This is a genomic window from Flavonifractor sp. An9 (assembly GCF_002161245.1).
In the GTDB taxonomy this organism is placed as follows: Bacteria; Bacillota; Clostridia; order Oscillospirales; family Oscillospiraceae; genus Flavonifractor; species Flavonifractor avicola.
Window position 1 is genome coordinate 84,744 of record NZ_NFHC01000006.1, and the last position, 26,465, is coordinate 111,208.

The 26,465-nt window shown below is 49.2% G+C and carries 23 protein-coding genes and 4 pseudogenes; 17 read left to right on the plus strand and 10 right to left on the minus strand.

Annotated features, from left to right (window positions below):
* Positions 1-2 precede the first annotated feature (2 nt).
* Positions 3-1,793, plus strand: coding sequence for a VirD4-like conjugal transfer protein, CD1115 family (locus B5G40_RS06160; protein WP_242959287.1), 1,791 nt, complete (start codon positions 3-5; stop codon positions 1,791-1,793).
* Positions 1,768-2,112: a TrbC/VirB2 family protein gene (locus tag B5G40_RS06165; protein ID WP_242959288.1), complete on the plus strand. Its 345-nt coding sequence runs from the start codon at positions 1,768-1,770 to the stop codon at positions 2,110-2,112. The genes B5G40_RS06160 and B5G40_RS06165 overlap by 26 nt, the downstream gene beginning before the upstream one ends.
* 44 nt (positions 2,113-2,156) lie before the next feature.
* Here B5G40_RS06165 and B5G40_RS06170 read toward each other — a convergent pair whose 3' ends face one another.
* Together B5G40_RS06170 and B5G40_RS06175 are read right to left on the minus strand one after the other, a co-directional pair.
* Positions 2,157-2,471, minus strand: a complete 315-nt coding sequence (locus tag B5G40_RS06170; protein ID WP_087399073.1) for a type II toxin-antitoxin system RelE/ParE family toxin — start codon at positions 2,469-2,471, stop codon at positions 2,157-2,159.
* Positions 2,452-2,721, minus strand: coding sequence for a type II toxin-antitoxin system Phd/YefM family antitoxin (locus B5G40_RS06175; protein WP_087399074.1), 270 nt, complete (start codon positions 2,719-2,721; stop codon positions 2,452-2,454). The genes B5G40_RS06170 and B5G40_RS06175 overlap by 20 nt, the downstream gene beginning before the upstream one ends.
* A 107-nt stretch (positions 2,722-2,828) precedes the next feature.
* Here B5G40_RS06175 and B5G40_RS06180 point away from each other — a divergent pair, with 107 nt between their 5' ends.
* From B5G40_RS06180 to B5G40_RS06200, 5 genes are read left to right on the plus strand one after another with little or no spacing between them, the layout of a single operon-like run.
* Complete coding sequence (locus B5G40_RS06180; RefSeq protein WP_087399075.1) at positions 2,829-3,668, plus strand: hypothetical protein; 840 nt, start codon at positions 2,829-2,831, stop codon at positions 3,666-3,668.
* 3 nt (positions 3,669-3,671) lie between these two features.
* Positions 3,672-4,013 (plus strand): PrgI family protein, encoded by a 342-nt coding sequence (locus tag B5G40_RS06185; RefSeq protein WP_087399076.1) that lies wholly within the window; start codon positions 3,672-3,674, stop codon positions 4,011-4,013.
* Positions 4,010-6,364 carry a VirB4-like conjugal transfer ATPase, CD1110 family gene (locus B5G40_RS06190; RefSeq protein WP_087399077.1) on the plus strand — a complete coding sequence of 785 codons (2,355 nt, stop codon included), beginning with the start codon at positions 4,010-4,012 and terminating at the stop codon, positions 6,362-6,364. The genes B5G40_RS06185 and B5G40_RS06190 overlap by 4 nt, the downstream gene beginning before the upstream one ends.
* Positions 6,365-6,368: 4 nt before the next feature.
* Positions 6,369-8,621, plus strand: a complete 2,253-nt coding sequence (locus B5G40_RS17305) for an NlpC/P60 family protein (protein WP_242959290.1) — start codon at positions 6,369-6,371, stop codon at positions 8,619-8,621.
* Complete coding sequence (locus tag B5G40_RS06200; protein WP_087399078.1) at positions 8,621-8,830, plus strand: hypothetical protein; 210 nt, start codon at positions 8,621-8,623, stop codon at positions 8,828-8,830. The genes B5G40_RS17305 and B5G40_RS06200 overlap by 1 nt, the downstream gene beginning before the upstream one ends.
* A gap of 42 nt (positions 8,831-8,872) precedes the next feature.
* Here the strand turns inward: B5G40_RS06200 and B5G40_RS06205 are convergent, their stop codons facing one another.
* The gene (locus tag B5G40_RS06205) at positions 8,873-9,085 is read right to left on the minus strand and encodes a helix-turn-helix domain-containing protein (protein ID WP_087399079.1); all 213 of its coding nucleotides are present in this window, start codon (positions 9,083-9,085) and stop codon (positions 8,873-8,875) included.
* Positions 9,086-9,183: 98 nt separating this feature from the next.
* Between B5G40_RS06205 and B5G40_RS06210 the strand changes: the two genes are divergently transcribed.
* Positions 9,184-9,645 carry an SLOG family protein gene (locus B5G40_RS06210; protein WP_087399080.1) on the plus strand — a complete coding sequence of 154 codons (462 nt, stop codon included), beginning with the start codon at positions 9,184-9,186 and terminating at the stop codon, positions 9,643-9,645.
* Positions 9,646-9,697: 52 nt separating this feature from the next.
* Here the strand turns inward: B5G40_RS06210 and B5G40_RS06215 are convergent, their stop codons facing one another.
* A complete protein-coding gene (locus B5G40_RS06215) occupies positions 9,698-10,030 on the minus strand; it encodes a hypothetical protein (protein ID WP_087399097.1) in 333 nt (110 codons plus the stop codon).
* Between the two features lie 169 nt (positions 10,031-10,199).
* Here B5G40_RS06215 and B5G40_RS06220 point away from each other — a divergent pair, with 169 nt between their 5' ends.
* The 3 genes from B5G40_RS06220 (at position 10,200) to B5G40_RS06230 (ending at position 15,323) form a co-directional block, all read left to right on the plus strand.
* Complete coding sequence (locus B5G40_RS06220) at positions 10,200-10,898, plus strand: hypothetical protein (RefSeq protein ID WP_242959292.1); 699 nt, start codon at positions 10,200-10,202, stop codon at positions 10,896-10,898.
* Positions 10,899-11,023: 125 nt separating this feature from the next.
* Positions 11,024-12,565, plus strand: a complete 1,542-nt coding sequence (locus B5G40_RS06225) for an endonuclease NucS domain-containing protein (RefSeq protein WP_087399082.1) — start codon at positions 11,024-11,026, stop codon at positions 12,563-12,565.
* A 169-nt stretch (positions 12,566-12,734) separates the two neighbouring features.
* Entirely contained in the window at positions 12,735-15,323 is a 2,589-nt protein-coding gene (locus B5G40_RS06230) for an SNF2-related protein (RefSeq protein WP_087399083.1), read from the plus strand.
* Positions 15,324-15,368: 45 nt separating this feature from the next.
* Here B5G40_RS06230 and B5G40_RS06235 read toward each other — a convergent pair.
* From B5G40_RS06235 to B5G40_RS06255, 4 genes and pseudogenes are all read right to left on the minus strand, one after another.
* A pseudogene (locus B5G40_RS06235) lies at positions 15,369-15,977 on the minus strand (aminoglycoside 6-adenylyltransferase); the annotation flags it as partial.
* Between the two features lie 323 nt (positions 15,978-16,300).
* Positions 16,301-16,411 (minus strand): annotated as a pseudogene (locus B5G40_RS17310) (riboflavin biosynthesis protein RibD); the annotation flags it as partial.
* Positions 16,412-16,465: 54 nt separating this feature from the next.
* Positions 16,466-17,260 carry an aminoglycoside O-phosphotransferase APH(3')-IIIa gene (gene aph(3')-IIIa, locus B5G40_RS06250; RefSeq protein ID WP_001096887.1) on the minus strand — a complete coding sequence of 265 codons (795 nt, stop codon included), beginning with the start codon at positions 17,258-17,260 and terminating at the stop codon, positions 16,466-16,468.
* A gap of 92 nt (positions 17,261-17,352) precedes the next feature.
* Positions 17,353-17,754 (minus strand): annotated as a pseudogene (locus tag B5G40_RS06255) (GNAT family N-acetyltransferase); the annotation flags it as partial.
* A 105-nt stretch (positions 17,755-17,859) separates the two neighbouring features.
* Between B5G40_RS06255 and B5G40_RS17315 the strand changes: the two are divergent.
* Genes B5G40_RS17315 through B5G40_RS06270 form a run of 3 tightly spaced genes read left to right on the plus strand, consistent with a single transcriptional unit; the run spans position 17,860 to position 22,537 of the window.
* Positions 17,860-18,876 carry a DNA methyltransferase gene (locus B5G40_RS17315; RefSeq protein ID WP_072850737.1) on the plus strand — a complete coding sequence of 339 codons (1,017 nt, stop codon included), beginning with the start codon at positions 17,860-17,862 and terminating at the stop codon, positions 18,874-18,876.
* A gap of 7 nt (positions 18,877-18,883) precedes the next feature.
* Entirely contained in the window at positions 18,884-19,402 is a 519-nt protein-coding gene (locus tag B5G40_RS06265) for a hypothetical protein (protein ID WP_009860794.1), read from the plus strand.
* Positions 19,403-19,408: 6 nt separating this feature from the next.
* Positions 19,409-22,537, plus strand: coding sequence for a type III restriction-modification system endonuclease (locus B5G40_RS06270; RefSeq protein ID WP_087399084.1), 3,129 nt, complete (start codon positions 19,409-19,411; stop codon positions 22,535-22,537).
* 64 nt (positions 22,538-22,601) lie between these two features.
* Here the strand turns inward: B5G40_RS06270 and B5G40_RS06275 are convergent, their stop codons facing one another.
* The gene (locus B5G40_RS06275) at positions 22,602-22,907 is read right to left on the minus strand and encodes a carboxylate--amine ligase (RefSeq protein ID WP_087399085.1); all 306 of its coding nucleotides are present in this window, start codon (positions 22,905-22,907) and stop codon (positions 22,602-22,604) included.
* Between the two features lie 502 nt (positions 22,908-23,409).
* Here B5G40_RS06275 and B5G40_RS06280 point away from each other — a divergent pair.
* The 3 genes from B5G40_RS06280 to B5G40_RS06290 all read left to right on the plus strand — a co-directional run bounded on the left by B5G40_RS06280 (position 23,410) and on the right by B5G40_RS06290 (position 26,228).
* The gene (locus tag B5G40_RS06280) at positions 23,410-23,832 is read left to right on the plus strand and encodes a sigma-70 family RNA polymerase sigma factor (RefSeq protein ID WP_087399086.1); all 423 of its coding nucleotides are present in this window, start codon (positions 23,410-23,412) and stop codon (positions 23,830-23,832) included.
* 592 nt (positions 23,833-24,424) lie between these two features.
* A complete protein-coding gene (locus B5G40_RS06285; protein ID WP_087399087.1) occupies positions 24,425-24,613 on the plus strand; it encodes a hypothetical protein in 189 nt (62 codons plus the stop codon).
* The gene (locus tag B5G40_RS06290) at positions 24,600-26,228 is read left to right on the plus strand and encodes a recombinase family protein (protein WP_242959294.1); all 1,629 of its coding nucleotides are present in this window, start codon (positions 24,600-24,602) and stop codon (positions 26,226-26,228) included. The genes B5G40_RS06285 and B5G40_RS06290 overlap by 14 nt, the downstream gene beginning before the upstream one ends.
* On the opposite strand, the pseudogene B5G40_RS17320 reads toward B5G40_RS06290, so the two are convergent.
* A pseudogene (locus tag B5G40_RS17320) lies at positions 26,215-26,424 on the minus strand (RNA polymerase subunit sigma-70); the annotation flags it as partial. The gene B5G40_RS06290 and the pseudogene B5G40_RS17320 sit on opposite strands and share 14 nt — an antisense overlap.
* Positions 26,425-26,465: the final 41 nt, after the last annotated feature.

The window sequence follows — 26,465 nt, forward strand, 5'->3', positions numbered from 1 at the left end:
CCGTGAAGCGCAATCAGAATTTCCGCAGTGCCGCCCCTTTGTGGGCGGCACTGTCCATTCTGGTGGTTTGGGCCGCTTTACTGATTGCCACCGCCTATGAAGATGGCATGAACCTGTTTGCCCTGACGGAACGACTTTCTGGGCAGTTCGCCCATCCGTTCTCCATCCACTGGAAGCCGCACTCCATGAAGGTTGTGCTGATCTGTCTGGTGTGCTATGGCTGTGGTATTGGCCTCTATTACACCTCCAGGGAAAACCGCAGACCGGGGGAGGAGTATGGCTCTGCCAAATGGGGCGACCCCAAGGCCCTTTGCAAAAAGTACTCCGATGCAAAAGACCCCTTATCTAATGTCATCCTGACGCAGAATGTCAGTATCAGCTTCAACAGCTACAAGCACCGCCGTAATCTCAATATTGTTGTGGTGGGTGGCTCCGGCTCCGGTAAGACCCGGTTTGTGGCAAAACCCTGGCTTTACAGTGCAAATTGTTCCTATATCATTACTGATCCGAAGGGGGAGCTGCTGCGTTCCTCTGGGAATCTACTCAAAGAAATGGGGTATGAAATCGTGGTGTTTAATCTGATTGACCCCAGCCAATCGGACGGCTATAACCCCTTTGCCTATATCCGCAACGAGGCCGATGTGCTGAAATTGATGGACAATCTGATCCGCAACACCACGCCCAAGAACGCCAATAATTCTGACCCGTTCTGGGAAAAAGCGGAAATTGCACTGGATTCTGCCCTGATGCTCTACCTGCTCCACGAGGCTCCGCCGTATGAGCAAAACCTTGAAATGATTACCTATTTGCTGACCTGCGCTCAGGTAAGAGAGGAGGACGAGGAATACCAAAGTCCCTTAGACCGGCTCTTTTTGCAGCTGGAATATGACAAACCAGACCACATTGCAGTCCACCAGTACAAAATTTTCAAGCAGGCCGCAGGCAAGACCGCAAAGACCATCCTTGTCTCTGCTGCTGTTCGTCTGGCGGCACTGGCAATGCCCCAATTTGCAGCTATGACCTTCCGGGATGATATGGACTTCGGCTCTCTTGGCGAACGCAAGAGGGCTATTTTTTGTGTCATCCCTGTGGCGGATGGCAGCATGAACTACCTGGTGGGTATGCTCTATACCCAATGCTTTCAGGAGCTGTACCGGGTGGCGGATGAGAAGTATAAAGGTAAGCTGCCGATTCCGGTGCGTGTCATTCAGGATGAATGGGCCAATGTTGCCCAGCCGGACAGCTACCCTAAAATCCTGGCTACCTGCCGCAGCTACAATATCAGTCTCAACATCATTGTCCAGAATATCGCTCAGATCAAAAACATCTACGAGAAGGAATGGGAGAGTATCATCGGCAACTGTGATACCCTCCTGTTTTTAGGTGGCGGCAATGAGCCGACCTCCCTGGAGTTTATGAGCAAGCTGCTGGGCAAAGAAACACTGGATACCCGCACCCGTGGCCTGACCCGTGGACACAGCGGCTCCAGCTCTACCAACTATCAGCAGGCAGGCCGTGAGCTGATGATGCAAGAGGAAATTCGTTTAATGGATACCAACGATTCCATTCTGCTCATCCGTGGTGAGCGCCCTGTGCTGGACAAGAAATACGACCTCATGAAGCACCCCAATATCAAGCTGACGGAGGACGGCGGCGCAGCGCCCTATGTCCATAAGAGCCTGCCCACCAAATTTGAGGTATCCGATCTGCCCTACGATTTTCGTTCTCTGGACGATTATCAATTTGAAACAATGGAGGAATCCGAACATGAAAAAGCTGATGAAGAAGAATGAACAGTCCAACACCCTGAACCGCCGAGCTAGACGGCACTATTTCGCCGGAGCCTTGACGATGCTGACTATGACCCTTTGCACGGTGCCTGCTATGGCCGCTGGTTCTGACCCTCTGACCATTGTCAACAGCCTGTCCGACTTCATTTTCAACATCATCAAGGCCATTGGTGTCATCATCCTGGGCTGGGGTGTTGTCCAGGTGGGCATGAGCATCCAGTCCCATGACGCCAGCCAGCGTACCCAGGGCTTCCTCTGCCTGTTCGGTGGGCTGATGATCGCCTTTGCCAAGGAGATTCTCACCACCATCGGCGCTGTCTAACAGAAAAAGCAGCCGGTCTGCCATCCGACAGACCGGCTGCTCCTTTAGATATGCTCCGGGATATTCCGACGATTGTAGAGGATGCGGCGCACTTCCATGACATCGCCAATTACAACGTAGAAAATCACATAATTCTTCACATAAATCCGATAGTACGGATACTGGCGTTCTTTGGCGGAGTGGTATGGTTCAAAGGCTTCCGCACAGGTAGTTCGCTCCCGAATGGCCTCCTGGACGGCATCCACCAACTGGTCAGCCGCTATGGGATTCTTCAGGCGATAGGCAATATAATCCACAATGCCTGACAAATCTTCTTCAAATAGCGGCAAGAATCGCAGCTTATAGTGCTTTCCGTTCATGCAGCCGACTCCTCACTCTGCCAAACACTTCTTCCTCTGTATAGCGGACGGTATCTGCTGCCGCAGCCCGGTCAGCTTCATCCAAGCGCAGCTCCACTTCATCGGTCAAAGCAGCATACTGTTCCAGACTGAGTACCACCATGGAGCCGTAGCCATTTTTGGTCAAATAAACCGGCTGACCACCCTTGACCGTTTCCTCAATCTCGCTGAATTTGTTGCGTAGATCGGAAACCGGACGAATATCCAACATAGAAAAGCCCCCTTTCTAATATGGCTATATTTTATCATAATTACGCCATTTTATCAAGACGGCGGATAACCTGATCCCACCTAAAACTCACCTGGAGGTGAATCAATTTGGACAACAACTGGGTTGTAGACAACCTTCAAAACGCTTTTACCACATGGAACACCAAAATGGAGGAACTATGGGGCTTGCTGACACAATCCCCGGAAACCTTCAAAGGCGGCACAATCTGGAGTACCATTGTCACCATCAACGGCGGGATGCAGGCCATCGGCTATGGCTTGCTGGTGCTATTTTTCGCCATTAGCCTCTTTCGGAGTGCTGCCAGCTTCCGGGATTTTCAGCGACCGGAATATGTGGTGCGCCACCTGATCCAATTTGTATTGGCAAAGGTGGCCATTACTTACGGCATGGATTTTCTGACGAAAATCTTTGCGGTGTGCAACGGTATTGTGGCGACCGCAGCAGGCAGCGTCGGCGGTGCCGATGGAGCATCCATTACTATGCCAACGGAAATGATAGATGCCATCAATAGCCTGGGTTTCCTGGAGAGCATTCCGCTGTGGCTTGTCACGCTGCTGGGCGGTCTCTTTATAACGGTGCTGGCCTTTATTATGATTCTCACAGTTTATGGACGCTTTTTTAAGCTCTATATGTATGCGGCCCTTTCCCCCATAGCCCTATCCTCCTTTGCAGGAGAAAGCACATCTTTTATCGGCAAGTCCTTTCTCAAAAGTTATATCGGTGTCTGCATGGAGGGGGCTGTGGTGGTGCTGGCCTGCATCATCTTTACCGCCTATGCCTCCAGCGGTACACCTGTGATCGACGCCGAAGCAGCAGTCATCACGCAAGTCTGGGGCTATCTGGGCGAAACCATCTTTAATCTTTTGGTGCTGGTTGGTTTGGTAAAAGCTGCCGACCGAATTGCAAAAGAAATGTTTGGAGTGTGACGCATGGAAATTAAGATCAACAAAGAAATCCTGACCTATCAGGAAACCATTTTTTTTGGCTTGACCATGCGGCAGTTCGTCTGCTCTGCATTGGCCGTAGGCACGGCGGTTGGATTGTATGCCTTGCTCAGCAGATTTATGGGCCGGGAATCGGTGAGCTGGATTTGTATTCTGGGCGCTGCTCCCTTTGCCGTGTCCGGTTTTTTCCAGTATAACGGCATGAAGCTGGAAAAGTTCGCCTGGGTGTGGTTCAAATCCTGCTTTTTGCTGTCCAATCACCGTGTCTGGAAGTCCGAAAACAGCTATATCCCGAAACCTATGAAACAGGAGGGAAAGAAGAAATGATTAAACCCTTTAAGGGGAAAAACCCCAACCACGAGAAGTTTTTTATTCCCCGCAGCGTCCAGCAGTCCATCCCCATCAAAAAAGTGCATAAGGATGGCATTTTTGAAGTCGCCGGTTTTTACTCCAAAACCTGGCGTTTTTTTGATGTCAATTATGCCGTTGCTGGGCCGGAAAAGAAAGAGGCACTGTTTCTCAGTTATTGTGCTTTTCTTAACTCCCTGCCGGTACGGGCCTTAGTAAAAATCACCCTGTTTAACCGTACCATGAATCAGAGGGAGTTTAGCCGCAATCTGCTGATGCAGATGGCGGAGGATGGCCGGAACCGGCTTCGGGCAGAGTACAATGACAACCTGACAAACAATGCCGCAAACAGCAATAACCTCACGCAGGAGAAGTATATCACCATTTCTGTGGAGCGAAAGAACATCGAGGAGGCCCGTGCCTTTTTTAACCGTGTGGGCACAGAACTCGGCACTTACCTCTCCCGTATGGATGTTACCGTTCGGGATACCAACATTGTGGAGCGTATGCGGCTGTTCCACGACTTCTTCCGGCCCCATGATACGGACTTCCAGTTCGATTTGAACCGCATTGTCCGCAGCGGCCACGACTTCCGGGATGCCATTGCACCTGACTGTATGACTTTCTACAAAGACCACTATGAAGTAGGCGACCAGGTGGGCCGTGTACTGTTCCTCCGGGATTATGCCAGCTTCATCAAGGATGAGATGATTACGGAGCTGAGTGATCTTCCCAGAAATATGATGATCTCCATCAATCTCCTGCCCATCCCCACCGACGAGGTGGTGAAGGAGATTCAGAGGCGCATCATGGCCATTGAATCGGATGTGGGCCGGTTTACCCAGCGGCAGAACTCCCTCAACAACTTTAACGCCACCATCCCGTACCAACTGGAGCAGAGCCGCCTTCAGACCCGTGAGCTGATGGACGATGTGACCACCCGTGACCAGGGCCTGATGCTGGGGCAGGTGACCATCACCCATCTTGCCGACACGCTGGAGCAGCTGGATCAGGACACGGAAACCTTGGTTTCCATCGGCCAGGGCCGTGGGTGCCAGATCTCCACCCTCAAATACCAGCAGGAGGACGGCCTTAACACGGTGCTGCCCTATGGCCTCCAGCGTGTGGAAGCTATGCGCAGTCTGACTACTGAAAGCACGGCAGTTCTCATGCCGTTCAAGGCCCAGGAGATTCAGGACAAGGGCGGCGTCTATTATGGCGTCAACGCTGTGTCTCATAACCTCATCATCTGTAATCGGGCGAATTTGCTCAATGGCAATGGCTTTATCCTCGGTGTTTCCGGTTCTGGTAAGTCCATGGCAGCAAAGCAGGAGTTGACCTCTTTGGCCCTGGCAACCGACCACGATATTATCGTCGTAGACCCGGAACGGGAGTATGGCCCCCTTGTCCGTGCATTGGGCGGAGAGGTTATTACCATCTCGGCCTCCAGTGACCAGTGCAGCTTCATCAATGCCCTGGATTTGTCGGCAGAGTATGGCGACGGTAAGAATCCGCTGGTGCTGAAAAGCGAGTTTATCATGTCTCTGTGTGAGCAGCTCATGGGTAACCAGCAGATCGGAGCCAAGGAAAAGTCCATTATTGACCGCTGTACGGCCAACATCTACCGGGAATACATCAAGGACTTCAAGGGACAGCCCCCTACGCTGAAAGATTTGCACCATGACCTGATGATGCAGAAGGAGCCAGCAGCCCATGACATCGCATTGGCGCTGGAGCTGTTTACTACCGGCACCCTCAACGTGTTCTCCCACCAGACCAACATCAACTCGGACAATCGGCTCCTCTGCTTCGATATTCAAGACTTGGGCGAGAATTTGAAACCCATCGGCCTGCTGGTTATGCTGGATGCCATCTTCAACCGTGTTATCCGCAATCGGCAGCGGGGCCGGTACACCCACGTCTACATTGACGAAATCTATCTGTTCTTTGCCAGCGGCTCCGGCAGTGGGCAAAGCAATATCAACCAGTACAGCGGCGAGTTTCTCTATAAGTGTTGGAAACGGTTCAGGAAGTATGGCGCTATGTTGACTGGAATCACCCAGAATGTGGAGGAATGTCTGCGATCCGATACGGCAAAGCTCATGTTTGCAAACAGTGAGTTTCTGCTGATGTTCAACCAGGCAGCGACCGACCGAATAGAGCTGGCAAAGCTGCTGGGTACTTCCGATACGCAGATGGATCATGTCAACAATGCCCCTGCCGGTCATGGGTTGATTAAAGTGGGCGGGGCCATCGTTCCTTTCATCAACGATTTTCCCAAGGACACGGAGCTGTACCGTCTAATGAGTACCCGTCCGGGCGAGGGATAACGCCATGGCCGATATTAAGAAAAAAGGCTCCCTGGAAAAACCGAAAGTGAAAACTTCCGGCTTTGTTCCGAAGGAGGCCACATCCGTCATCAAGGAGAAATACCAAGAGCAAAAAGAACGCAACGCACCGGGCCAGAAAGACCCGGTGCGTTATGCTACTGACAAAGTAGAGGGCGGCGGCAAGCGTGTGGCGAGAACTGCTGGTGATGCCATCAAACAGAAGGCCAAACAAGATTTTATCAAGCAGCGGCAGCGCAAAAAAGCCGAACAGAAAGATACTCCACCGCAAAACGAGCCGCAGCCGCAAAACGAACCGCAGTTCCCGCCTGCTGAGCAGACTACCCCGGCAGAATCCAGCGCACCGGCACCGAATGAAGCGGCTGAGCAAATTGTCCCGCCCAACTCATCCAACGCATCGCCTGTGGATGGCGGTGGGAGTGGGCATACCGTCATCCCCGAAAGTCAGGGTGAATCCGCAGCCCCCTCACAATACTATGGGCAAAATTCATCCACAGAATCCACCAGATTTTCCACAACCGATAGGGCAAACAACCATGCAGAAACACAACATACAGGGGAACGTGGAAAGGCGTTAGGAAAGCAGAAGGCCATACAGGATGCCAAAAAGACGAAGGAACAGCAGGTGCAGCAGCAGAAGTTCCTTACACGGGATCAGGTGCACTTGATAGAATCTGCCCAACAAAACGGCAGTGTGAACGGCAAAGCGCCCTCTGCTGGTGTGGATGGCGGCAAAGGCGGTACGATAAAGTCCTTGCGAGGTGAAGCGCAGATTTCTCAGGGCCGCAGAGGTGGAGCAGTACCCGATCTACCAGCCGCCAAAGAAAGCAGTTCCAGGGTTCTGGGCAAGAAAACCGGCAGCAAGTCCATTCGCCCAGTAAAAGCAGACGGCAATCGGCCCAAAACGGGGACAGTCCTTCAAAAGAGGAAAACAATGGCCAAGGGCGGTAAGGTTGCCCAGAAGCAGGTGTCTCCGGCACAACGGGCCAAGGCCCTTGCCCAAAAGAAAGCCCGACAGAAAGCGCAAAAGGCCATGGCCAGGAAAGCGGCCCAGCAGACAAAGGTGGCAGCGGAAAAGGCCGGAAAACTTACCATGCGGTTTGCAATGGCCGTTGGACGAGCTGCGGCGGCAGCGGTGCAAGGCATCCTAGCTGCTGGCGGCGGCATTGTTCTTCTTATTGTAATGCTTTGTCTAATACTCGTCGCTGCCATTGCCGCATCCCCGTTTGGTATTTTCTTTGCGGGTGGTGGAAGCGAGGAGGGGGTGCCGGTGTCTGTTGCCGTGGCCCAGGTCAACTACGCTTACAACGCAACCCTGGAGGAACTGCAATCGGGCGACACTTACGATGATGTTGTCATCGAAGGAGCCGGGGCGGACTGGGTAGAGGTGCTTGCCGTCTTTGCCGTAAAGGTTGCCGGCAGCAATGAGGTAGATGCCACGGATGTGGTCACACTGGATGAGAACCGTATTGACCGCCTGGAAGCTGTCTTTTGGGATATGACCACGATCTCCCACGAGGTAGAGGAAACCGAACACCCGGAAAGCAGCGAAGGAGCTGACGATGGGTACACGGAGCGAGTGCTGCACATCACCATCACCGGCAAAACCGCCGAGGAAATGGCGGCAGAATATGGCTTCACAGACCAGCAGCTCGAAATGCTTCAGGAACTGCTGGAGGAGCGAGAAATGCTGGAGGACTTGATCGGCAGTCTGATGGATGTGACCGCCGATGCAAAGGACGTTCTTTTGAACCTGCCGGAAGATTTGTCTCCAGAGCGTGAGGCAGTCATCCGTGCGGCCTGTTCTTTGGTAGGTAAGGTGAATTACTTCTGGGGTGGCAAAAGCCTTGTCCTGGGCTGGGACAGCCGCTGGGGACGGCTCACAGAGGTCACAGCGGCAGGCAGCAGCACCACCGGCACCTACCGACCCTACGGCCTGGATTGTTCTGGCTTTGTGGACTGGGTGTTTTACAATGCCACAGGCGGTGAGTACATCATCGGCCACGGCGGTGGAGCCATGTCCCAGCATGGCTACTGCACCAGCATCACCTGGGCCGAGGCGCAGATCGGTGATCTGGTCTTTTACCCGGAGGATACCCATGTTGGAATTGTGTGCGGCTGGGACGAGAGCGGTAATATCCTGATCCTGCACTGTGCCAGTGGCTACAACAATGTTGTCATTACAGGCCAGGAAGGTTTTACTGCCATTGGCAGGCCAACGTACTATGGAGGTGAATAATGGAACTTTTGGAGCTGCTGGCAAAACAAAAGCAATGCACCTACATTTCTGATTTGAAGTTCCTTCAGAAAAGTCAGCTGCATTTTCCGTACTTGAAATCGGTTGACCTTTCCACATATCCAGAGCGGGAGTGGAAAGAAGCCGCCTGGTATCTTCTGCACCGCCGATGCAGGAGCGGCGAGCAGGCACGGCGGCTTTTGATTGGATAAACGAACAGAGGCATTATGGTGATCTGCCATAATGCCCCTGCTTTATTCTTGTTCGTTTTCCTTAACATATTGCATAATATCCTCAACATTGCAGTCAAGAATTCTGCAAAACACTTCTATCGTGTGTGTACTTACACTTTCATTCCGCTTTAAGCGTGTAATTTGTGCTGGGCTTATGCCAAAGTTTTTTATGAGCGAATACTGCGTGACGCCACGCTCCTTCATAGTCAACCACAATCTATCATAGGAAATCACAATGCACAAGCCCTCCTTCCTTATTTGAATATTAACCGAATCTGGTGTATAATCATATTAACCAAAATCGGTTATCAAAATAAAAAGGAGCGGATATTATGGCCGAAAAGACTTGCTGTGTGACGGGCCACCGAATTATTTCTGCGGCTTGTATTTCCTATGTGGAGCAAGAACTCCGGCGGGAAGTCCAGACGGCGATTGACGATGGATATACCCGTTTTATTTCCGGCTTTGCCGATGGCACTGACTTAATATTTGCGGCGATTGTAGCCGAAGAAAAGAAGCGCCATCCAGAGCTGAGCCTGGAAGCTGCAATCCCGTATGCAGGCAGACTGAAAACCAGAGACACGAGATTCCATGAATTGCTACGAGCCTGCGATGGTATCAAGGTGGTATGTCAGACTTATATACCTTCCTGCTTCATGCAGCGGAACCGTTATATGGCGGGGCAGGCCCATAGAGTAATTGCTGTCTATGATGGCCGGGAGCGTGGAGGGACACTGTTCACCATGCGTGAGGCACATACGCTCGGCAAGGAAGTCCGGCTGATAAAAATATAAAAATGTAAAATGGAGCCTGTTGCGGTCAAACTGCAACAGGCTCCATTTTTTACTACTCTTGGATGGTAAGTCCCAGGCGCTCAGCAATCTCCTCCGGCTTCAGACCGGCCCTTTGTGCCTGCTTCATTAAGTCCTGGATTTTCTCCTTCTTGGTCTTTCTCGGCTTGCGAGGGGGCTTAGGGGCCAGGATCGCCGCTTTCTGCTTTTCCAGTCCCTTGATCCTGTCCATCACCTTGGCAATGCGATCATTGTAGGCTGTAACAGCTTCTTGCTTTTTTTCCTCAAGACTCTGGATTTGCCCGTTGAGTTCTTCGATTTTTGCATTGACCTCAGCAATGCGCTCCTCGGTTGTCCGGCGCACTCTTTTCTTTTCGGTATCGGACATGTAAATCACCTGCCTTTTAATCAATATATCACATAAAGACCCCTGTTTCAATAAGTGTACGAATTCCTCCCTTGACACTCTACCGGGAATATGGTACATTCTCCTTATAAGATACTCTATCGGCTATATGGTACAAATGAGGGGGATGTTAATGGGTAGACAGAATTATATGACAATCACAGTATCTGATACCGTCCAAGATATTTTTAGTGAATTTGTTGCAGAAAAGGGCATTACTAAAACTGCGGCTCTCAACGATGTCCTAGAAATGTATATGTTGGCAAAAGATGAGGATCTTTATCTAAAATTGAAGAAAAAATATCTTCATGTAGAAGAGGTGAAAACTATGATTGCTGATCGTGATGATCTCCAGATTAACGATACTGATTTTATCTTCATGAAATTGGGACTCTCCTCATCTAGCGGAAATCTCCTAGATGGTGAAGAAACGATAGCGGTGTATATCCAAGATGAAGCGAAGCGAGGTTATACATGGTTTTCTACGCAATCTCTCTTTTTTGGGATGAGTGATGCTCGAGTAAAACAGTATAACGATAAGATTAAATCCGGGAAACCTGTTCGAATTCTTTTTGCGATCAATAATGAAAATTACGACAACGACATTGCTTTTTCAGCAAATATTGAGGAGATTTTTTCAGCTAAGGCCCCTGTGTCCTGCCCAGATAGTACAAACTACCCTGATGAATTTCACGGAGAACTTGCAAGAATTTGGTTAAAACTCTCCCACATTCAACCTGAAACGCAGATCACCGCCGAAATGCTAAAAATAACAAGTACGGGACGTAGTTTGAAACAAACGATTTCAGATTCCCAATATCATTTTGGATATGTTTCATTTAAAAAATAAGTATTACTTCACTAGGCCCTACGGAATTATATTTCCGTGGGGTCTATATTCACATTTTCCCACCTGAAAGCTACATGATATGCTATAATATAAAAGTCAACAATGCTGTCAGGAGGAACTTAAATATGGCAGATTCTATGGAACTTATTCATTATCAAAACGAGCTTTTCCGGGTATATGACCAACTTGATTTTTCTAAGGAACCCAATTTTCAAAAATGCCGAAATGTTATAATATCTGCCCCCCCTGTATTACATGACGATTTGCAGAGTAAATATTGTGACTTGCTTTTAGATAGCTTGACAATGGGGTATCTCAGATATTCAGAACTAATGAAATACGATGTTCTGAAAGATCCCTGCTTTATCGAATACCGAAATTCTGTTATGAGATTATCGAATGGTGATCCCATCAAGCAAATATATTTTGCAGTAATTGACTTACTTACCGGAAAATCTGGAGCAATTAACGAAAGGCTCGCACAGTATGTTCCTGCAAAGATAAAGCGTTATTTGGCTGAAGATGAAGAAATGTCATGCTCAGACTTTATTTATTGTCTGGTCTTACCGCTAAAAGAAGGCATTCCTGGAATGTGGAGTTATTTGCGAGAACTGCTCGATAGACCCGGCGTATGTATAGGTATTCCAGAAATGTGTGAGGCATTGGAAAGCGTTTATTACGGGGCAAAAAATGAAGATATTGCAGATGCGTTATTACGAGTGTTGCAAACTAACAGCGATATATATTTGGCAAAAGAATTATTGGGATACACTTATTACAATATGCAAATGTGGAGCAACGCTCTATCGTATTTAGAACAATATGAGGACGTAGAAGATCGTGTAGGAATATTCTATACAGATAACATTTACTTTTGGATGGCTTGGTGCTATGGGAAAAAGCGCAACTATCAGTTAGAAGAAGCATATTACAGGAAAACATTAGAAGTTTTTCCAGGGGCAGAAAACGCCTTGAATAACCTGGGCTATTGTCTGTTTAAGCAGAAGAAATACCATGATGCTGAAGATGTATTTTGTAAATGCTTATCTGAGAAAAGAGATATACGCTTTGCAGCAAACAATCTCGTTCGTACTTATTTGGCATTAGTTCAACCAGACAAGGCAAAAGAATTCGTTCAGAAAAGCGGATACAAAGTGTCAAAACAACTTATTGCTCGGATTGAACGTCCCCTGGCAACAAAAAAGTGTGATGTCGATACAGATTCTCAAGATAGCACAGTAGACACTTCCACGATCAACATAGGAATAAAAAAGCATCAATTTACCAGTGAAAAACTTCTTGAAGATGAACTAATTCAGAGAATGGAACAGGGCATTCCGGTTTTTGGCCTTCCACTAAAGGTCTATCAAAAAAGGGGCGTGTACGGCAGGCAATTTATTCTTCGTACAGGTAGACTTGATATTTTAGCAACGGATAATAATAACGACCTTTATGTGATTGAGCTAAAAAAAGATTCCGGTTATGATGATGCTTATGCGCAAACCAAAACATATATCGAATGGGTTGAAGCGGATATTGCAAAGTCCGGACAACACGTTTACGGCCTTATATGTTTGAACAGTCCTACTTCTGAACTTAAAAGAAAAGTCAAACAGGATTCGCAAATGCGTCTTTTTGAGTATAGCATTTCCTATACTGAAATTTGAAACTTAAAAGCTCCTCTTTTCGCATAGTTTTTCACTGAATAGCACTGCCCAGATAAACGGGAGCTGCTTATTGGGCAGCTCCCGTTTATCTGTTTCATACATTGCCTTTTCCCCTAAAATCTGACATAATAGACAAAAAGAATGCAGGGACAAAGGAGGGGATAATGCCATGCTGCAAACACCGTTTCATGCCTATTACAAGGCTCGATTGTTGGAGCAGCTACCGGAGGATGAGCGGTTCATCCCGGTCTTTGCATCATCGGATATTGAAATCTATCCGTTCCAGATTGCAGCGGCCAGCTTTGCCCTGCGCTCCCCCTATCAAAAGGGCGCTGTCCTGTGTGATGAAGCTGGTATGGGCAAGAGCCACGAGGCCATGCTGGTCATCAATCAAAAGTGGCTGGAGGGATGCAGCCGGATTCTGCTGGTCATTCCCAATGCCGACTTGCTGCACCAGTGGACGGAAATGCTGGAGCGATTCTATACTGTCCCCTATGTGGTGCTGACCAGCCGCAAAGAATGGCAGGCCCTGAGTGCTCCCGATCATCCTAATGCCTTTATCCAGGATGCCATTGTCATCACGACCTATGACTTTGCCGCCGACAACGAGGAGGCCGCAAAGGTGGTCAACTGGGACTTGACGGTATTTGAAGAAGCCAATGCCCTCTCTCCAGTCTACCGGGAGGACAACAAGCAGGCCAAGGCCCTCAAGCGGATCGCCGGAGACTCCTTCAAGCTGCTGCTGACCGGCACTCCCATTGAAAAGAACATCATGGACTTATACGGTCTGATCTGGTTCATCGACGAAACGCTGCTGCCGGGAGAAAAAGAGTTTCTGGCCCGGTATCTGCGCCGACCAGAGAACTACCCGGAACTCAGCGAACAGGTCAGCCGCTATTGTTTCCGTACCCTCCGTTCCCAGGCCAAGCACTACGCCAAGGTGACGGAACGTGTGCTGCTGACCGTGGAGTACACCCCCGGCAAGGCAGAGCGGCAGCTCTATGAGCTGCTGTACGCCTACATCAACCAGCCGGAAAAGCGAGCCTTTCCCGAAATGAACCAATATGACCTGGCTCTGCGGCTGCTGGGCCTGTTGGGTTCCTCTACGGCGGCAATTTTGCAAACCATCAAAGGTATCGTCAAGCGGCTCCAGGGGCTGGAAAACGCAGCGGACGAACTAAGCCAATGGCAAGAGATTCAAACCGCAGCCGAAAGCATTCCCCAGGATGCCAAGGCCGGTGAGCTGCTGACCGTTCTCAAACAGGGATTTTCCCTGATGAAGAAAACGGGAGCCAAACAGAAAGCGGTTATCTTCACCGAGAGCGTGGAAACCCAGAAGATGCTCCAGAATCTTCTTTCTGACCGGTACCGCACTCTGGCCTACAACGGCAGCGCCGATTACTCCGTGATCCGCCAGTTCAAGGAGGATGGCGAGGTGCTGATTTCCACCGATAACGGTGCCAAGGGCTTCAATCTGGAGGAGGCTGCTTTCATCATCCACTACGACCTGCCGTACAACACCTTAAAGCTGGAGCAGCGTATCGACCGCTGCCACCGGCTGGGTCAGGAAAACGATGTGCTGTCAGTGGCCTTCATCGACAAGAACAACTTTGCCGATGTTCGCAAGCTGGAGCTGGTCAACAAGCGGATGTTGGTGACAGACGGTGTCTTTGGTATTACCGATGACGTGCTGGGCGGTTTTACAGATGATGTAAAAGCAGCCTTTCCGGTCATTGCCCAGCGGTTGCGGCCCAGGGCACAGATTGAGCAGGCATACCGCCAGACCCTGAGTACCCACGAGGAAGATAACCGGCAGACCGTCTCCGCAGCGGAGGATATTCTGTTTACCACCTTCACCAAGGAACTGGCCGACAAGGTGAAGATCAATCCCAAGTATGTGAATCGCCGTGGACAGGAGCTGAACAACGACCTCTGGGAAATTACCAAATGGTTTTTTACTCGTTATAATGAAAAGAACGATGATTGCCGTTTTGTGATTGACGAATTCAACCGTACGATCACGGCCACGGAGTACCGGGAACTGCCGGTGCTGTTCTACTACTGGACGGGGAGCCGGAACCGGCCCTATCGCAGCCAGAAGATGTACGGCATGGCAAAAGACTTCAAACCCAAGGCCGGACAGATTACCCTGTCCAGTATCATAGGCCGTGGGATTCTCCACGAGCTGGAGTGTGCCAACGAGGGAGTGCTGACCATCCCGACGGTGCAGGCGCCGTGCCAGATAGCCCTTTATACTGTCACCCTGGTTTCAGGCTCCAGCCGCACAGAACACGCCGTACTGTGCGGTTTGACGGATAGCGGCAAGGCCCTGGACGATGCAGCTTGCCGCAGCATCTTTGACTTGCCGGTGGAGAGCAGCACGGAGGATGAGCGGAGATCCCCCCACTGGTTAAAAGGAACCAGCCGCCCCCACCCGCTGGATCGGCTGGTGCCGAGTGATAAGATGATGGCGGAGCAACTGGAGCGCCTTTCGCCTGCCCAGGCCGAGGAAATGGAGCGGATGAAGCAGCAAGTGTCCGCTGATAAGGCGGCATTGAGCCGAGAACTGAACACCCTGGACAGCCAGGTACAGCAGGCGCAAGCGGAGCTGGAGGCCGTCACCGGCGACCGGCTGAAACGTCTGGCTGCACAGAAGAAAATCAACCAGCTTCGGCAGGAATATATGAAGCACCAGGAGAGCCAGTTCTTTGACGCCATGCGGCTGGATATGGAGCTGGAAGAAAAAATGAAAAGATAATCGAAACATTACCGGTGTTTCAATAGACCACGAGTATGTAGTGTGTTATACAAAGCAATTCGGACACCGGGTATTCCGTGGAACCGACAGAAAAACAGAACAATATAAGAATCCTGACAATGACCCCCGTGGCCCTTGGACAAGTGCTAACATGGTATCATACTCCGGATAGGCATAATGAAGCCTTTCCGCCACCTCACCGGATACCGCCCTGAACAATTGATGGCATAGAAATAATGCTTCCCATATGTTTTCATAGGAATCCATCCGGTAGGTGGACAAAAGTTTCTCCCACAAATCCTCGGATATATACCTTTCAATAAACTTATAGTTCTTGCCTACACTTAATTTAAAGCCTGTTTCGATGCCGACCTTCCATGATATCATTCTCAGCAGCTCATGGCGAACAATCTGATTAAAATGATCAATAGCAAATAAAATTTCCTTACGGCACAATCCTTTAATAACATAAGGTGTTACATTCCAAAATTCATTGCAGCAATCATCATACTCCCTTGCGCTTGGCTTTCTTACATGATAATCTATATCAGTCGGAACTATGTCCCTTTTAATTCTACAATCTTTATCAATTAGAACCTTTATTAATTTATCGCCCTTTAGGTAATTATCTAACTCTTCCAAGGGCAATAAGGTATCTTTATCTTCCTCTCTAAGATACTTAACTAGCCCCGGATAATTGCTTATCCTTACAGTTCGGATCAATTAGAATTAGCCGAAAACGGCGGCGAAGAAACGAACCACCGAGAAGCACCGCCGCATTGCCGAGCTTGATACCCTCATTGAACGACTGTATGCGGACCGGAAAAGGCGCGGTTGACCGCCTTGCCCTCAAAGGCTTAGGGGCATATCAACTATATATTGGGGCCGAGTGCCGTTACTTTAACACCGCCGCTAGCCATGAGCTTATGCTTCCTTTAGGACACTGTCCCAACAGACACTTTTTAAAGTATGCTGCACTAATCCTTATTTTTCACAGCATAGCGCAATGACAGACAGCCATGTTCTGCATTCTCTGTTCCCTGCAATTCCAAATTAACTTTTTCAGATAACAGAAGGTTATCAAATAGTTAGATGTCTAAAAAGCTTGTAGTTAAAGCTTTTTAGACATCTAAATCTAGGTACTAAAACAATTCATCCAGTAAAATATAATATTTTATTTTCTCCCAATCAGGCTTGATCCCCAGTAAGTCAAAAAATAGCTCGACATACTGTTCTTCCCCGATATCCTCCCTGATCGACCGGACGCAGAAGGCAATGTCATACCACTTGTCCGCCCTGCCGCTTCTCCCAAGATCAATAAAGCCACTTACTTTGCCATCTTTCACAAAGATGTTGCTGTCTCCCAGGTCGCCGTGGGAAAAGACAAGTTCCTCTTCGGGCTTTTCCGTCTTTAAAAAATCATACAGCTCGCGCGGATCTTTAAATGGAGTGTCTTCTTCCCAGTTTTCGCAATCCACATCGGCCAGATCGTTATTCAGTAAGTAATCCAATTCGGCTAAGCGGCTGTCTAAGCTATTCGTATAGGGACAATCCGATATGTCGATGGAGTGAAAGAGCCTGATGCACTCCGCATACAGCTCGATAATCTTTTCAGGGCTTTGTTCATCTTCATACTCTTCCGAGCAAAGGACGCCATCGGCCTCACTCATGAGCAGATTGCTCCAGCCATCATGCCGTTCAAAGTGCAGGACCTTTGGAACAGGCAGCTTTCCTTCCAGCCATAGCATCATGTCCTTTTCCCGTTCCACATCATAGGTGGTCCCTTTATACCGGCTGTCCGTCATTTTTAAATATAGGTTTTCATTTTCTCCCACCAGCTTATATACCTTAGCAGGAGACATTCCTTCCGTATCTTTTACGCAGCGGTATTTTTCGATCAGTTTTTTCAATTCCGGTGATATTCTCATTTTAGCCATTTATTATTTCCTTCCTCTTTTCTACAGTATTTAAAGATACCCCAAGAAGCTAATTATAACAAGACGAACTCCAATTCACTGTTCCTTGCATTCTAAAACCTTAAATACCAGAAAACAGCTTTTTCAAAGTTGTTTTCAAAGTTGGCGTATAACATAGTATCGACGGAGCCGATTTTGAAACCACAATTATGATAGAATTTACAAGCTATAAGGTTATTGTCCTGGGTTTCAAGCATTAGTCCATGCAAGTTTTTATGCTTTGCCCATTCTATAGATATATTGATAAGCGCGCTGCCTATGCCTTGCCCCCTGAAATCCTTACATACGGCGATATCTTCTATATAAGCGTACCGGTTCCAATTTTTTCGCAGTTTAACTTTTCCGACGCATTTATCGTCTTGGTAGTAAAGATATATTATCTTATCAGTATTGTCAATATATTCAAGGCAATCTGCCTCCTCATCCTCTTCATCCTCTTCGTCTTGGTAGGACTTGCTACTGCCGATGCTCGTCCAAATTTGCACTATGATTTAATCAATCCGGCAGATGGAAGAAACTACGGATGCCCCGAAAAAGGCTGGCGATATGATCGAAATACCATGAATCGGCTCATTCAAGAGGGCAGGATTATTTGGCCCGACAACCCAGATGGGCGGCCGCGCAAAAAATCATTTTTGAACGAGCTGTCAGACAATCTTCCTGGTTTTTCATCTGTTTTCAGCACTGGCGTTTATACAAATACTGCAACCAAGGAAATTGGAGGATTGTTTAATAAGTATTTATTTGATTTTCCAAAGCCAGTCGAGGTTATTAAGCAATTAGTTTCCCAAGTGTCTAACACGGATGACATCATCCTTGACTTCTTCTCCGGTTCTGCTACTACCGCCCATGCAGTGATGCAGCTCAACGCTGAGGACGGTGGAAATCGGCGCTTTATTCTGGTACAGCTTCCCGAACTGTGCGACGAAAAGAGCGAGGCATACAAGACCGGGTACAAGAATATCTGCGAGATCGGTAAGGAGCGAATCCGGCGGGCTGGTAAAATGCTAAAAGATGCGCTTGAAAGTTCCGGTTTGTTTGTTCGTGCAATGAAACGCCATCAAGATCAGCATGATTCACTTGAAGGATTTGCTTATGCGGAGTGGGAAGAAAGTCCAGAGGTAATCAATGCAAAAAAAGAAATGGCAGCAAAACTGGATGTGGGCTTCCGTGTTTTCAAGCTGGACACCTCCAATCTGGAAACCTGGGACGCCACCCCCATTGAGGACGAGCAGCTCGACCTGCTGTATCGGCGGATGAACAGCATGATTCATCGGGTGAAGCCGGAGCGCACCGACCTGGATATGATTTATGAAATCATGCTCAAACTGGGTGTGCCGCTGACCTACTCCGTGACACCGTTCTCCATCAATAACAAGACTGTCTATGGCGTGGGCGATGACTGCCTGCTGCTGGTCTGTCTGGCCGAGGATGTGCAGCCCGAGGACGTGGAGCAGATGACCGAATATGCCCCGGCAAAAATCATCATCTCCCGTGACAGCTTTGCTGACGATACCGCTATGGCTAATGCCTACTATATCCTGCGGGATCATGGGATTGAGCTGAAACTGGTGTGAGAAAGATATGAATAACACTCTAAAATGGTTTCATGTAATCACAAAAACCATTGTACATTGCTTACTTGGAACAATCGAATACATTGGTATTCCATTTTTACTTGCTTGTCTTTCTACATTCATTTCCCCTATCTCCAGCGGTAATACTTTGTGGCTTTGGATTGAGCGGATTGCTTTTTGCTTTACGATATACGAAGTAATTATTGTTGGTGTGCGAAAAATGCAGATTGACATACGCAAAGATGCACTATTAGCACTAAAAACCGCCTACGAACGAGCAGCCCTGTATTGTGAAACAGGAAATCAAGACATATATCGGAACTTAACTTCAAAAATAGATCAGGTGCTTGACAATGGGATACTAAATCAACTTGATGTTGTGCAGAGCTATAAAAATCTCAAGCTCTACATGGACAGCAAAAATATTGTTGGAATCAAATATGAGATTATCAATATTCAGCACTCCATTGAAGCAGATAATCTCTTATGGAACTATACCCTGTTCCTGCGGTTATTTAAGAGGTGAACAGGCATGAAACTGAAATTCAAGAATCAAGCCTTCCAAATGGATGCAGTCAACGCTGTGGTGGATTTGTTTGCCGGCCAGGAGAAAACACGGAGCACCTTCTCCGTCATGGAGGAAGCCCAGACCAATTTCTTAAATGAGCTGGGCCAGGGCAATGCTCTCTACATTGACCAGGAAACATTGACCGCCAATATGCACACCGTCCAGAAGCGGAATAACCTGCCCCTGACCCCCACAGCGGAAGGCTGCCAGTTCTGTATTGAGATGGAAACTGGCACCGGCAAGACCTACGTCTACACCAAGACCATCTTTGAGCTGAACCGCAAGTACGGATTCACCAAGTTTGTTATCGTGGTGCCGTCGGTGGCCATCCGGGAGGGCGTCTACAAATCCTTTCAGGTCACGCAGGAGCATTTCGGCCTGCAATACGACAACGTGCCATGCCGGTACTTCATCTACAACTCTGCCAAGCTGTCCGACGTGCGGCAATTTGCCACCAGTTCCAATATCGAAGTGATGATTATTAACATCGACGCTTTCAAGAAAGCGGAGAACATCATCAATCAAGCGCAGGATCGGCTCAACGGTGAAACGGCTATGGGCTTTATTCAGAACACACACCCTATCGTTATCATCGATGAACCCCAGAGCGTGGACAACACCCCCAAGGCCAAGGAAGCCATTGCCACGCTCAATCCCCTGTGTGTGCTGCGGTACTCCGCCACCCACCGAGAAAAAATCAATCTGCTTTACCGCCTGACTCCGGTAGACGCCTACCAGATGGGGCTGGTCAAGCAGATCGCCGTATCCTCCAATCAGGTTGCCGGTGGCTTCAATCAAGCCTATGTGCGGCTGCTTTCCGTCAGCAACGACAAGGGCTTTAAGGCCAGAGTGGAACTGGATGTGAAGGGCAAGACCGGAGCCGTGACCCGCAAGGCCATGACTGTCAAGCCGGGCGACGATTTATTCCTGCTGTCCGGCGGGCGGGAACTGTACGAAGGCTACACCGTTACCGGAATTGACTGCACTCCCGATTTTGAACATATCGAGTTTGGCAATACCCAGGAGGTCAAGCTGGGCAAGGCCATTGGAGACGTGGACGAGAACATCGTCAAGAAGGCGCAAATCCGGCGCACCATCGAAACCCACCTTGACAAAGAGCTGCGGTATCTGGACAAGGGGATCAAGGTACTGTCCCTGTTCTTCATCGATAAGGTGGACAAGTACCGCCACGAGGACGGCACACCCGGCATCTACGCCACTATGTTTGAGGAGTGCTATCAGGAGCTGATCGCAAAGCCCAAGTATGCGCTCCTCCGAGAGCGATTCACCACAGATGTGAGCAAGGTACATAACGGCTACTTCTCTCAGGACAAGAAAGGACGCCTGAAGGACACCAAGGGCGACACCCAGGCCGACGATGACACCTACAACACCATCATGCGGGACAAGGAGTGGCTTCTCAGCTTTGAGTGTCCGCTGCGGTTTATTTTCTCCCACTCGGCGCTGCGGGAAGGCTGGGACAACCCCAACGTGTTTCAGGTCTGCACCCTGATCGAGCAGAAGTCCACCTTTACCTGCCGTCAGAAGGTGGGCCGTGGCCTGCGACTGTGCGTCAACCAGGACGGCGAACGCATCGAGGACAAGAATATCAACGTCCTTCACGTCATGGCCAACGAGAGCTTTTCCGAGTTTGCTTCCACCCTCCAGAAAGAGATTGAGGACGAAACTGGCGTCAAGTTTGGTGTGCTTCAGCTCAGTCTGTTTTCCGGCATGGTCTATGAGGCCCGTCGGGACGTGGAGAAGCAGGTCACGACGGAACAGGCCCAGGCGGTGGTGGAGGCCCTGAAAACCGCTGGAGTGGTCAACGAGGCCGGTCAGGTGGCAACTGTGGTCAAGCCGAAAGAAATTGAACTGCCCAAGGCCCTGGAACCCATCAAGGAAGTGGTGCAGGACATCATCGAAAAGGCTCAGCCGGTGGCGGTGGAATCCCTGGCCGGAACCACTTATACGGAAACCGTGGTAGAGGAACACACCGTCACCCACGAGGAAGCCACGGAGCTGTTGGAGCATTTTGAGCAGAAGGGATATATCACCAGCACCGGCAAGGTCAAAGATACCATGAAGAACGCTTTGAAGAACGGAACTCTTGACCTGCCGAAAAAATATGAAGCCGCCAGAGAGCGGTTTGAGCAGATTATCGCCAACGCTGACCGGAAGCCCCCGGTGCGGGATGCTTCCCGTGATGTGGTGGTACGGCTCAACAAACAGGTTATGCTCTCCCCGGAGTTCCTGGAGCTGTGGAGCAAGATCAAGCAGAAAACGGCCTACCGGGTGAGCATTGACACGGAGCTGCTGGTGACAAACTGCGTCAAAGCCTTCCAGGAAATGCCCCTTATTCCCAAAACCCGCCTGGTGTCCCAAACTGCCGATATTCACATCCAGCAGTCCGGTGTCAGTCACATGGAACGGGAAATGCGGACGATGGATATTGCCAATGACTATCAGACCTTGCCGGACATTATTACCGCCATCAGTGATGAGACGCTGCTGACCCCGGCTACCGTCAATCGGATTCTGGTGGAAAGTGGCCGGTGCGGTGACTTTCTTAACAACCCGGAGGCATTTTTGGAGCAAGCTGTAGAATTGATCCGTAACCACCGTCATGCTTTGGCCATTGATGGCATTCGATATGTGAAGCTGGACGGGCAGGAATACTATGTGCAAGAGATCTTCGACACCGCCGAGATGCTTGCCAACCTGGATCGGAATGCAGTCAAGGTAGAACACAGCGTCTATGACTATGTGGTTTACGACAGCTCCACAGTGGAGAAGCCGGTTGCCGTGGCCCTAGACAATGACCCGGATGTGAAGATGTTCTTCAAGATTCCCAGCCGCTTCAAAATTGAAACCCCCATCGGCACCTACAATCCCGACTGGGCGGTATATCTCAACAAGAACGGCGAGGAAAAGCTGTACTTTGTCCTGGAAACCAAGGGCGACACCAGCTTTATGCACCTGAAAACCAGCGAGCAGTTGAAAATCCACTGCGGCAAGGAGCATTTCAAAGCACTTAACGCCGGTGTGGAGCTGGAGACTGCCACCAGCTGGACGGAGCTGCGAGGGCGGCTATAAATAGAAATTATGACACAATGCAAAAGGGAAACCTGGACTGAATCCGGGTTTCCCTTTTTGCGTTTTATTCAGGTCTTTCTGCAACTCCATAGTCGATCAAGATATTTTCATCCCCATGAGTAGGATAGACAATACCCATCATCTCGTAGTCGTAGCGTTTGACCTTACGGAACGGCTTTAACGGTTCGGGAGCATAGGCAGCAGTCTGGCACCCTTCGTATTCCGGCATTCCTGCCAGGTCTTGGGCCGCTGCTTTAATCAGCACCTCCGTGACTTCGTAGATGTCCGTGCCAAATTCCACGGCCACCAGCTCGTGTTTTGTCACATCCTTCTCTATGCTTCCAGGGGATCGGTACAGAAGATATTTCATGTCGCTCAAACCTCCTCCTGTTGTTCTGTCTGCCACCATTTTAGCGTGGGAGCGCAGGAAACGCAATATGAATTAAACCTAATTTCAGTAAAAATACCATTTTCTTTCCATTTATCAGCAAATTTCGACCTTCCGACTGTGTTATCATTCTTTCGACCGCAACTATATGATATACTAAAAGTTTACAGAAAGAGTGATGCCAGTGCGCTGTTCTTGTTAAAGTAAAACAACTGCATAACCAGCGGTATGGTAAAAAGGATTTTCTAAGCCGTCTCCCAAAACGGAATAGAAAATCCTCTTTTCTTTTTTTATTTGACAGACCGGGCTCTCAGGAACTTGTCTGTGTCAGGCATATCGAATTTTGTCGTAAAAACGATGAGATTCGATATGCCTTTTTTTATTCGCAATTTGATTGGTTCACATCGCACTGGCATCCCTCCATAGCCGCTTATCCGTAGCGGCTCCTTTGAATTTTCCAAAACATTTCAAAGGAGTTGCTACTATGAAATTTATTGATTTGAGAAAAGAATATCCCCATCTGGATTCTACATATTCCGAATATCCTGTTTCCTATAAGATTGACGCTGTGTTTGAGGAGTACCGATTGGCAGAGCAGGCGCTGGAAAAGCGCAGAACTCGTAACGGGGACGTAGTGTCCTTGGATTCTGATCCTGGTATCGAAGCGCATATCGCAGATCATCAGCCTGGGCCGGAGGATGAAACGATAAAGCACATTCAGAATGAGGCGCTTTATAAGGCCCTGCGCTCTATCCCCAGAAAGCAGGCAGAGCGGATTTACGCTTACTACTTCATGGATATGACTTTGGACGAGATTGCCGAGGCAGAAGGGGTTTATAAATCGGCGGTTCGCAAAAGCATCATGCTTGGAAAACAAAAGCTGAAAGAAATCCTGTTGCAGGATTAACATTCACTCAATGAGATTACTTCATTACGGTCAAACAGAATGCCGAATGTGCGTAATTTGTCGAAAATTTTATTGAGAAATTTTTCTGTTTTGGGTGTACTTTTGGTCTCCAGATGTCCTTGTTAGTAGAGGGGTTTTTACTTCTCGGTGAACCTTGATAATGGAATATCGGCAGCATGAGCAGGTACGTCACTGTGCCAATGCAATCTTTCGTTTACCGCCATGACCATCGGATATGCCGATAAGAGCGATCTATAAGCGATACGCCTGGATGACTATGGCACATTCAGGAGGAGTGCAGCACAGATATAATGGTACTTCCAAACGGTGGCCTCCCACGTAAGAGGGGGAACCCTGCGGCGCACGGTACGACCGACGCTGTGGAGTTATGAATCGTCCTCGCCACGGACAACCTGCCATGTTCCCACTTCGCCAGGGGTTCGATAAATGTGGCGACGAGTATGACAATCATATTCAAAGTCAGATACCACGCACTGGCAGCGCAAGTTGCCAGTGCGTTCATGTGACTTTGAAAGCAATTACATCATAGCGTTTGCCCGGATTGCATAAGGTAACGAGAGGAGGTTTGGCCATGAATGAGATTGACCGTGAGGTTGGGCTGATTCTTTTGAAACGATTGTGGCAGCGGAATATGATCTCAGAGGATCTCTATCTCTCTGCCAGCTGCTCTCGGTTTTTTGACAGAAAGCATTTTACCCATTATGCTGAGGATAAACCTTTACAAAACCCAAAGGAGGATCAGCGGCATGATGACTATTAGAAAGCTGCGAGAGCAAATGCGAATGGGCAGGTCAATCTATGACCTGCCCCTGCGGGTTACATATTATGCCCGTGTATCCACGGAAAAGGTGGAACAGCAAGGAAGCCTGGAAAACCAGGTTCAGTATTATACGGAGTTCATTCAGAAAAACCCAAACTGGACGTTCGTGCAAGGCTATGTGGATGAAGGTATTTCCGGCACCAGTACCTATAAGCGGGAGAGCTTTCTGCGTATGATTGACGATGCCCACAGGGGGCTGTTTGACTTCATCATCACCAAAGAGATTTCCCGTTTTTCCAGAAGCACGCTGGACAGCATCCAGTATACACAGGAGCTGCTGGATGCCAATGTGGGTGTCCTCTTTCAGAACGACAACATCAACACCCTGGATACCGACAGCGAGTTTCGTTTGGTGGTCATGGCAGGCGTGGCCCAGGATGAGGTGCGGAAGCTGTCTGAACGCCTGAAATTTGGCTTTCGGCAGTCCATCAAGAACGGCCATGTGCTGGGCAACAACCGACTGTGGGGCTATGACAAGAAGGACTGCAAACTGACCATCATCCCGGAACAGGCCGAGGCAGTGAAGCTCGTTTTTGAACTTTATGCCACCGGCAAGTATGGAATCCGAAAAATCGCCCAGGAGCTGACCCGGCGGGGACACACCAGTCTGTTGGGCAATGAGTTCAATCAGCTGACCATCAAACACATGCTGACCAACCCCAAATACAAGGGGTGGTACTGTGGGAACAAAACCCAGACGCTGGACTATCGTACCAAGAAGAAAGCCTTTTTGGAGGAAAGCGAATGGGTCATGTATCCAGACCCCAATATCCCGGCCATTGTGTCAGAAGAATTGTGGGATCGGGCCAATGCCATCTTCAAGCAGCGCAGCAGAGAGGTTCGGACAAAATCCACCAGCTATCATAACCGCTATGCTTATAGTGGAAAAATCGTCTGCGGTATCCATGGCACCAGCCTCCAACGACAGTCCTTCAAAACCCAAAAGGGTGTGCGGGAGTTCTGGAGATGCAAAATGTACCGCCAAAAGGGGAAGGATGCCTGCAGCCTGCCGTCTGTTCGCAGCGATGAAGTGGATCTCGTTTTGGCAGACCTGTTTCAAAAAGTGGTAACAGAGAAAGCACAGATTATCCGGCTGGTGCTGAACAGTATCGGGGAAACCAACAACAGCGTGGACTACTCTGCGCAGATCGGGCGAATCGAGGTGCAGATCAGTCAGATTGAGGAGAAGAAAGATAAGCTGCTGGAGCTGAGTATGGCGGATGCCATTACCCTTTCAGAGTTCAAGGTGCGTAATGACCGATTCAACCGCCAGATCTCCGCCCTGGAGGAACAAAAGGCGACCCTGCAACAGCAGGAGCAAGTCCAAAAAGGAACGGAGATAAACGCCGAAGCGCTGGAAAAAGCACTCTGGGAGGAACTGGATTTTACAAACGGGATTCACTCTGAAGTTGTGGCAACGATTCTGGATCATATTGTGGTGCTGGAGCAAAGCAATGACAAGCAAATCCATTTAGAGATCTATCTGAGACTGGGGCAGCAGGCTTCAGTCCATTTTCAACGGGGCGAATTAGTCGTTTGCAATAGTCCTTCTTAACAATGTGGGCCACCAAGCGCAGATTGTGCTCGATCAATTTGTTGCGGGCCTCCAGATCGCCCTGAGCAGCCTGTTCCAGATACCGGCGTTCCTCTTCCGCTTTCAACGGTCGGGGAAAGGAGCCGTTTCCCCCGCCGGACAGGCGAAGCGTAAAGAAAACCTGATTGAGTAGCAGCAGGATCCATGCAGGAATCATTTGTCACACCTCCATGGTCCCACTGTATTCCGACAATGTTT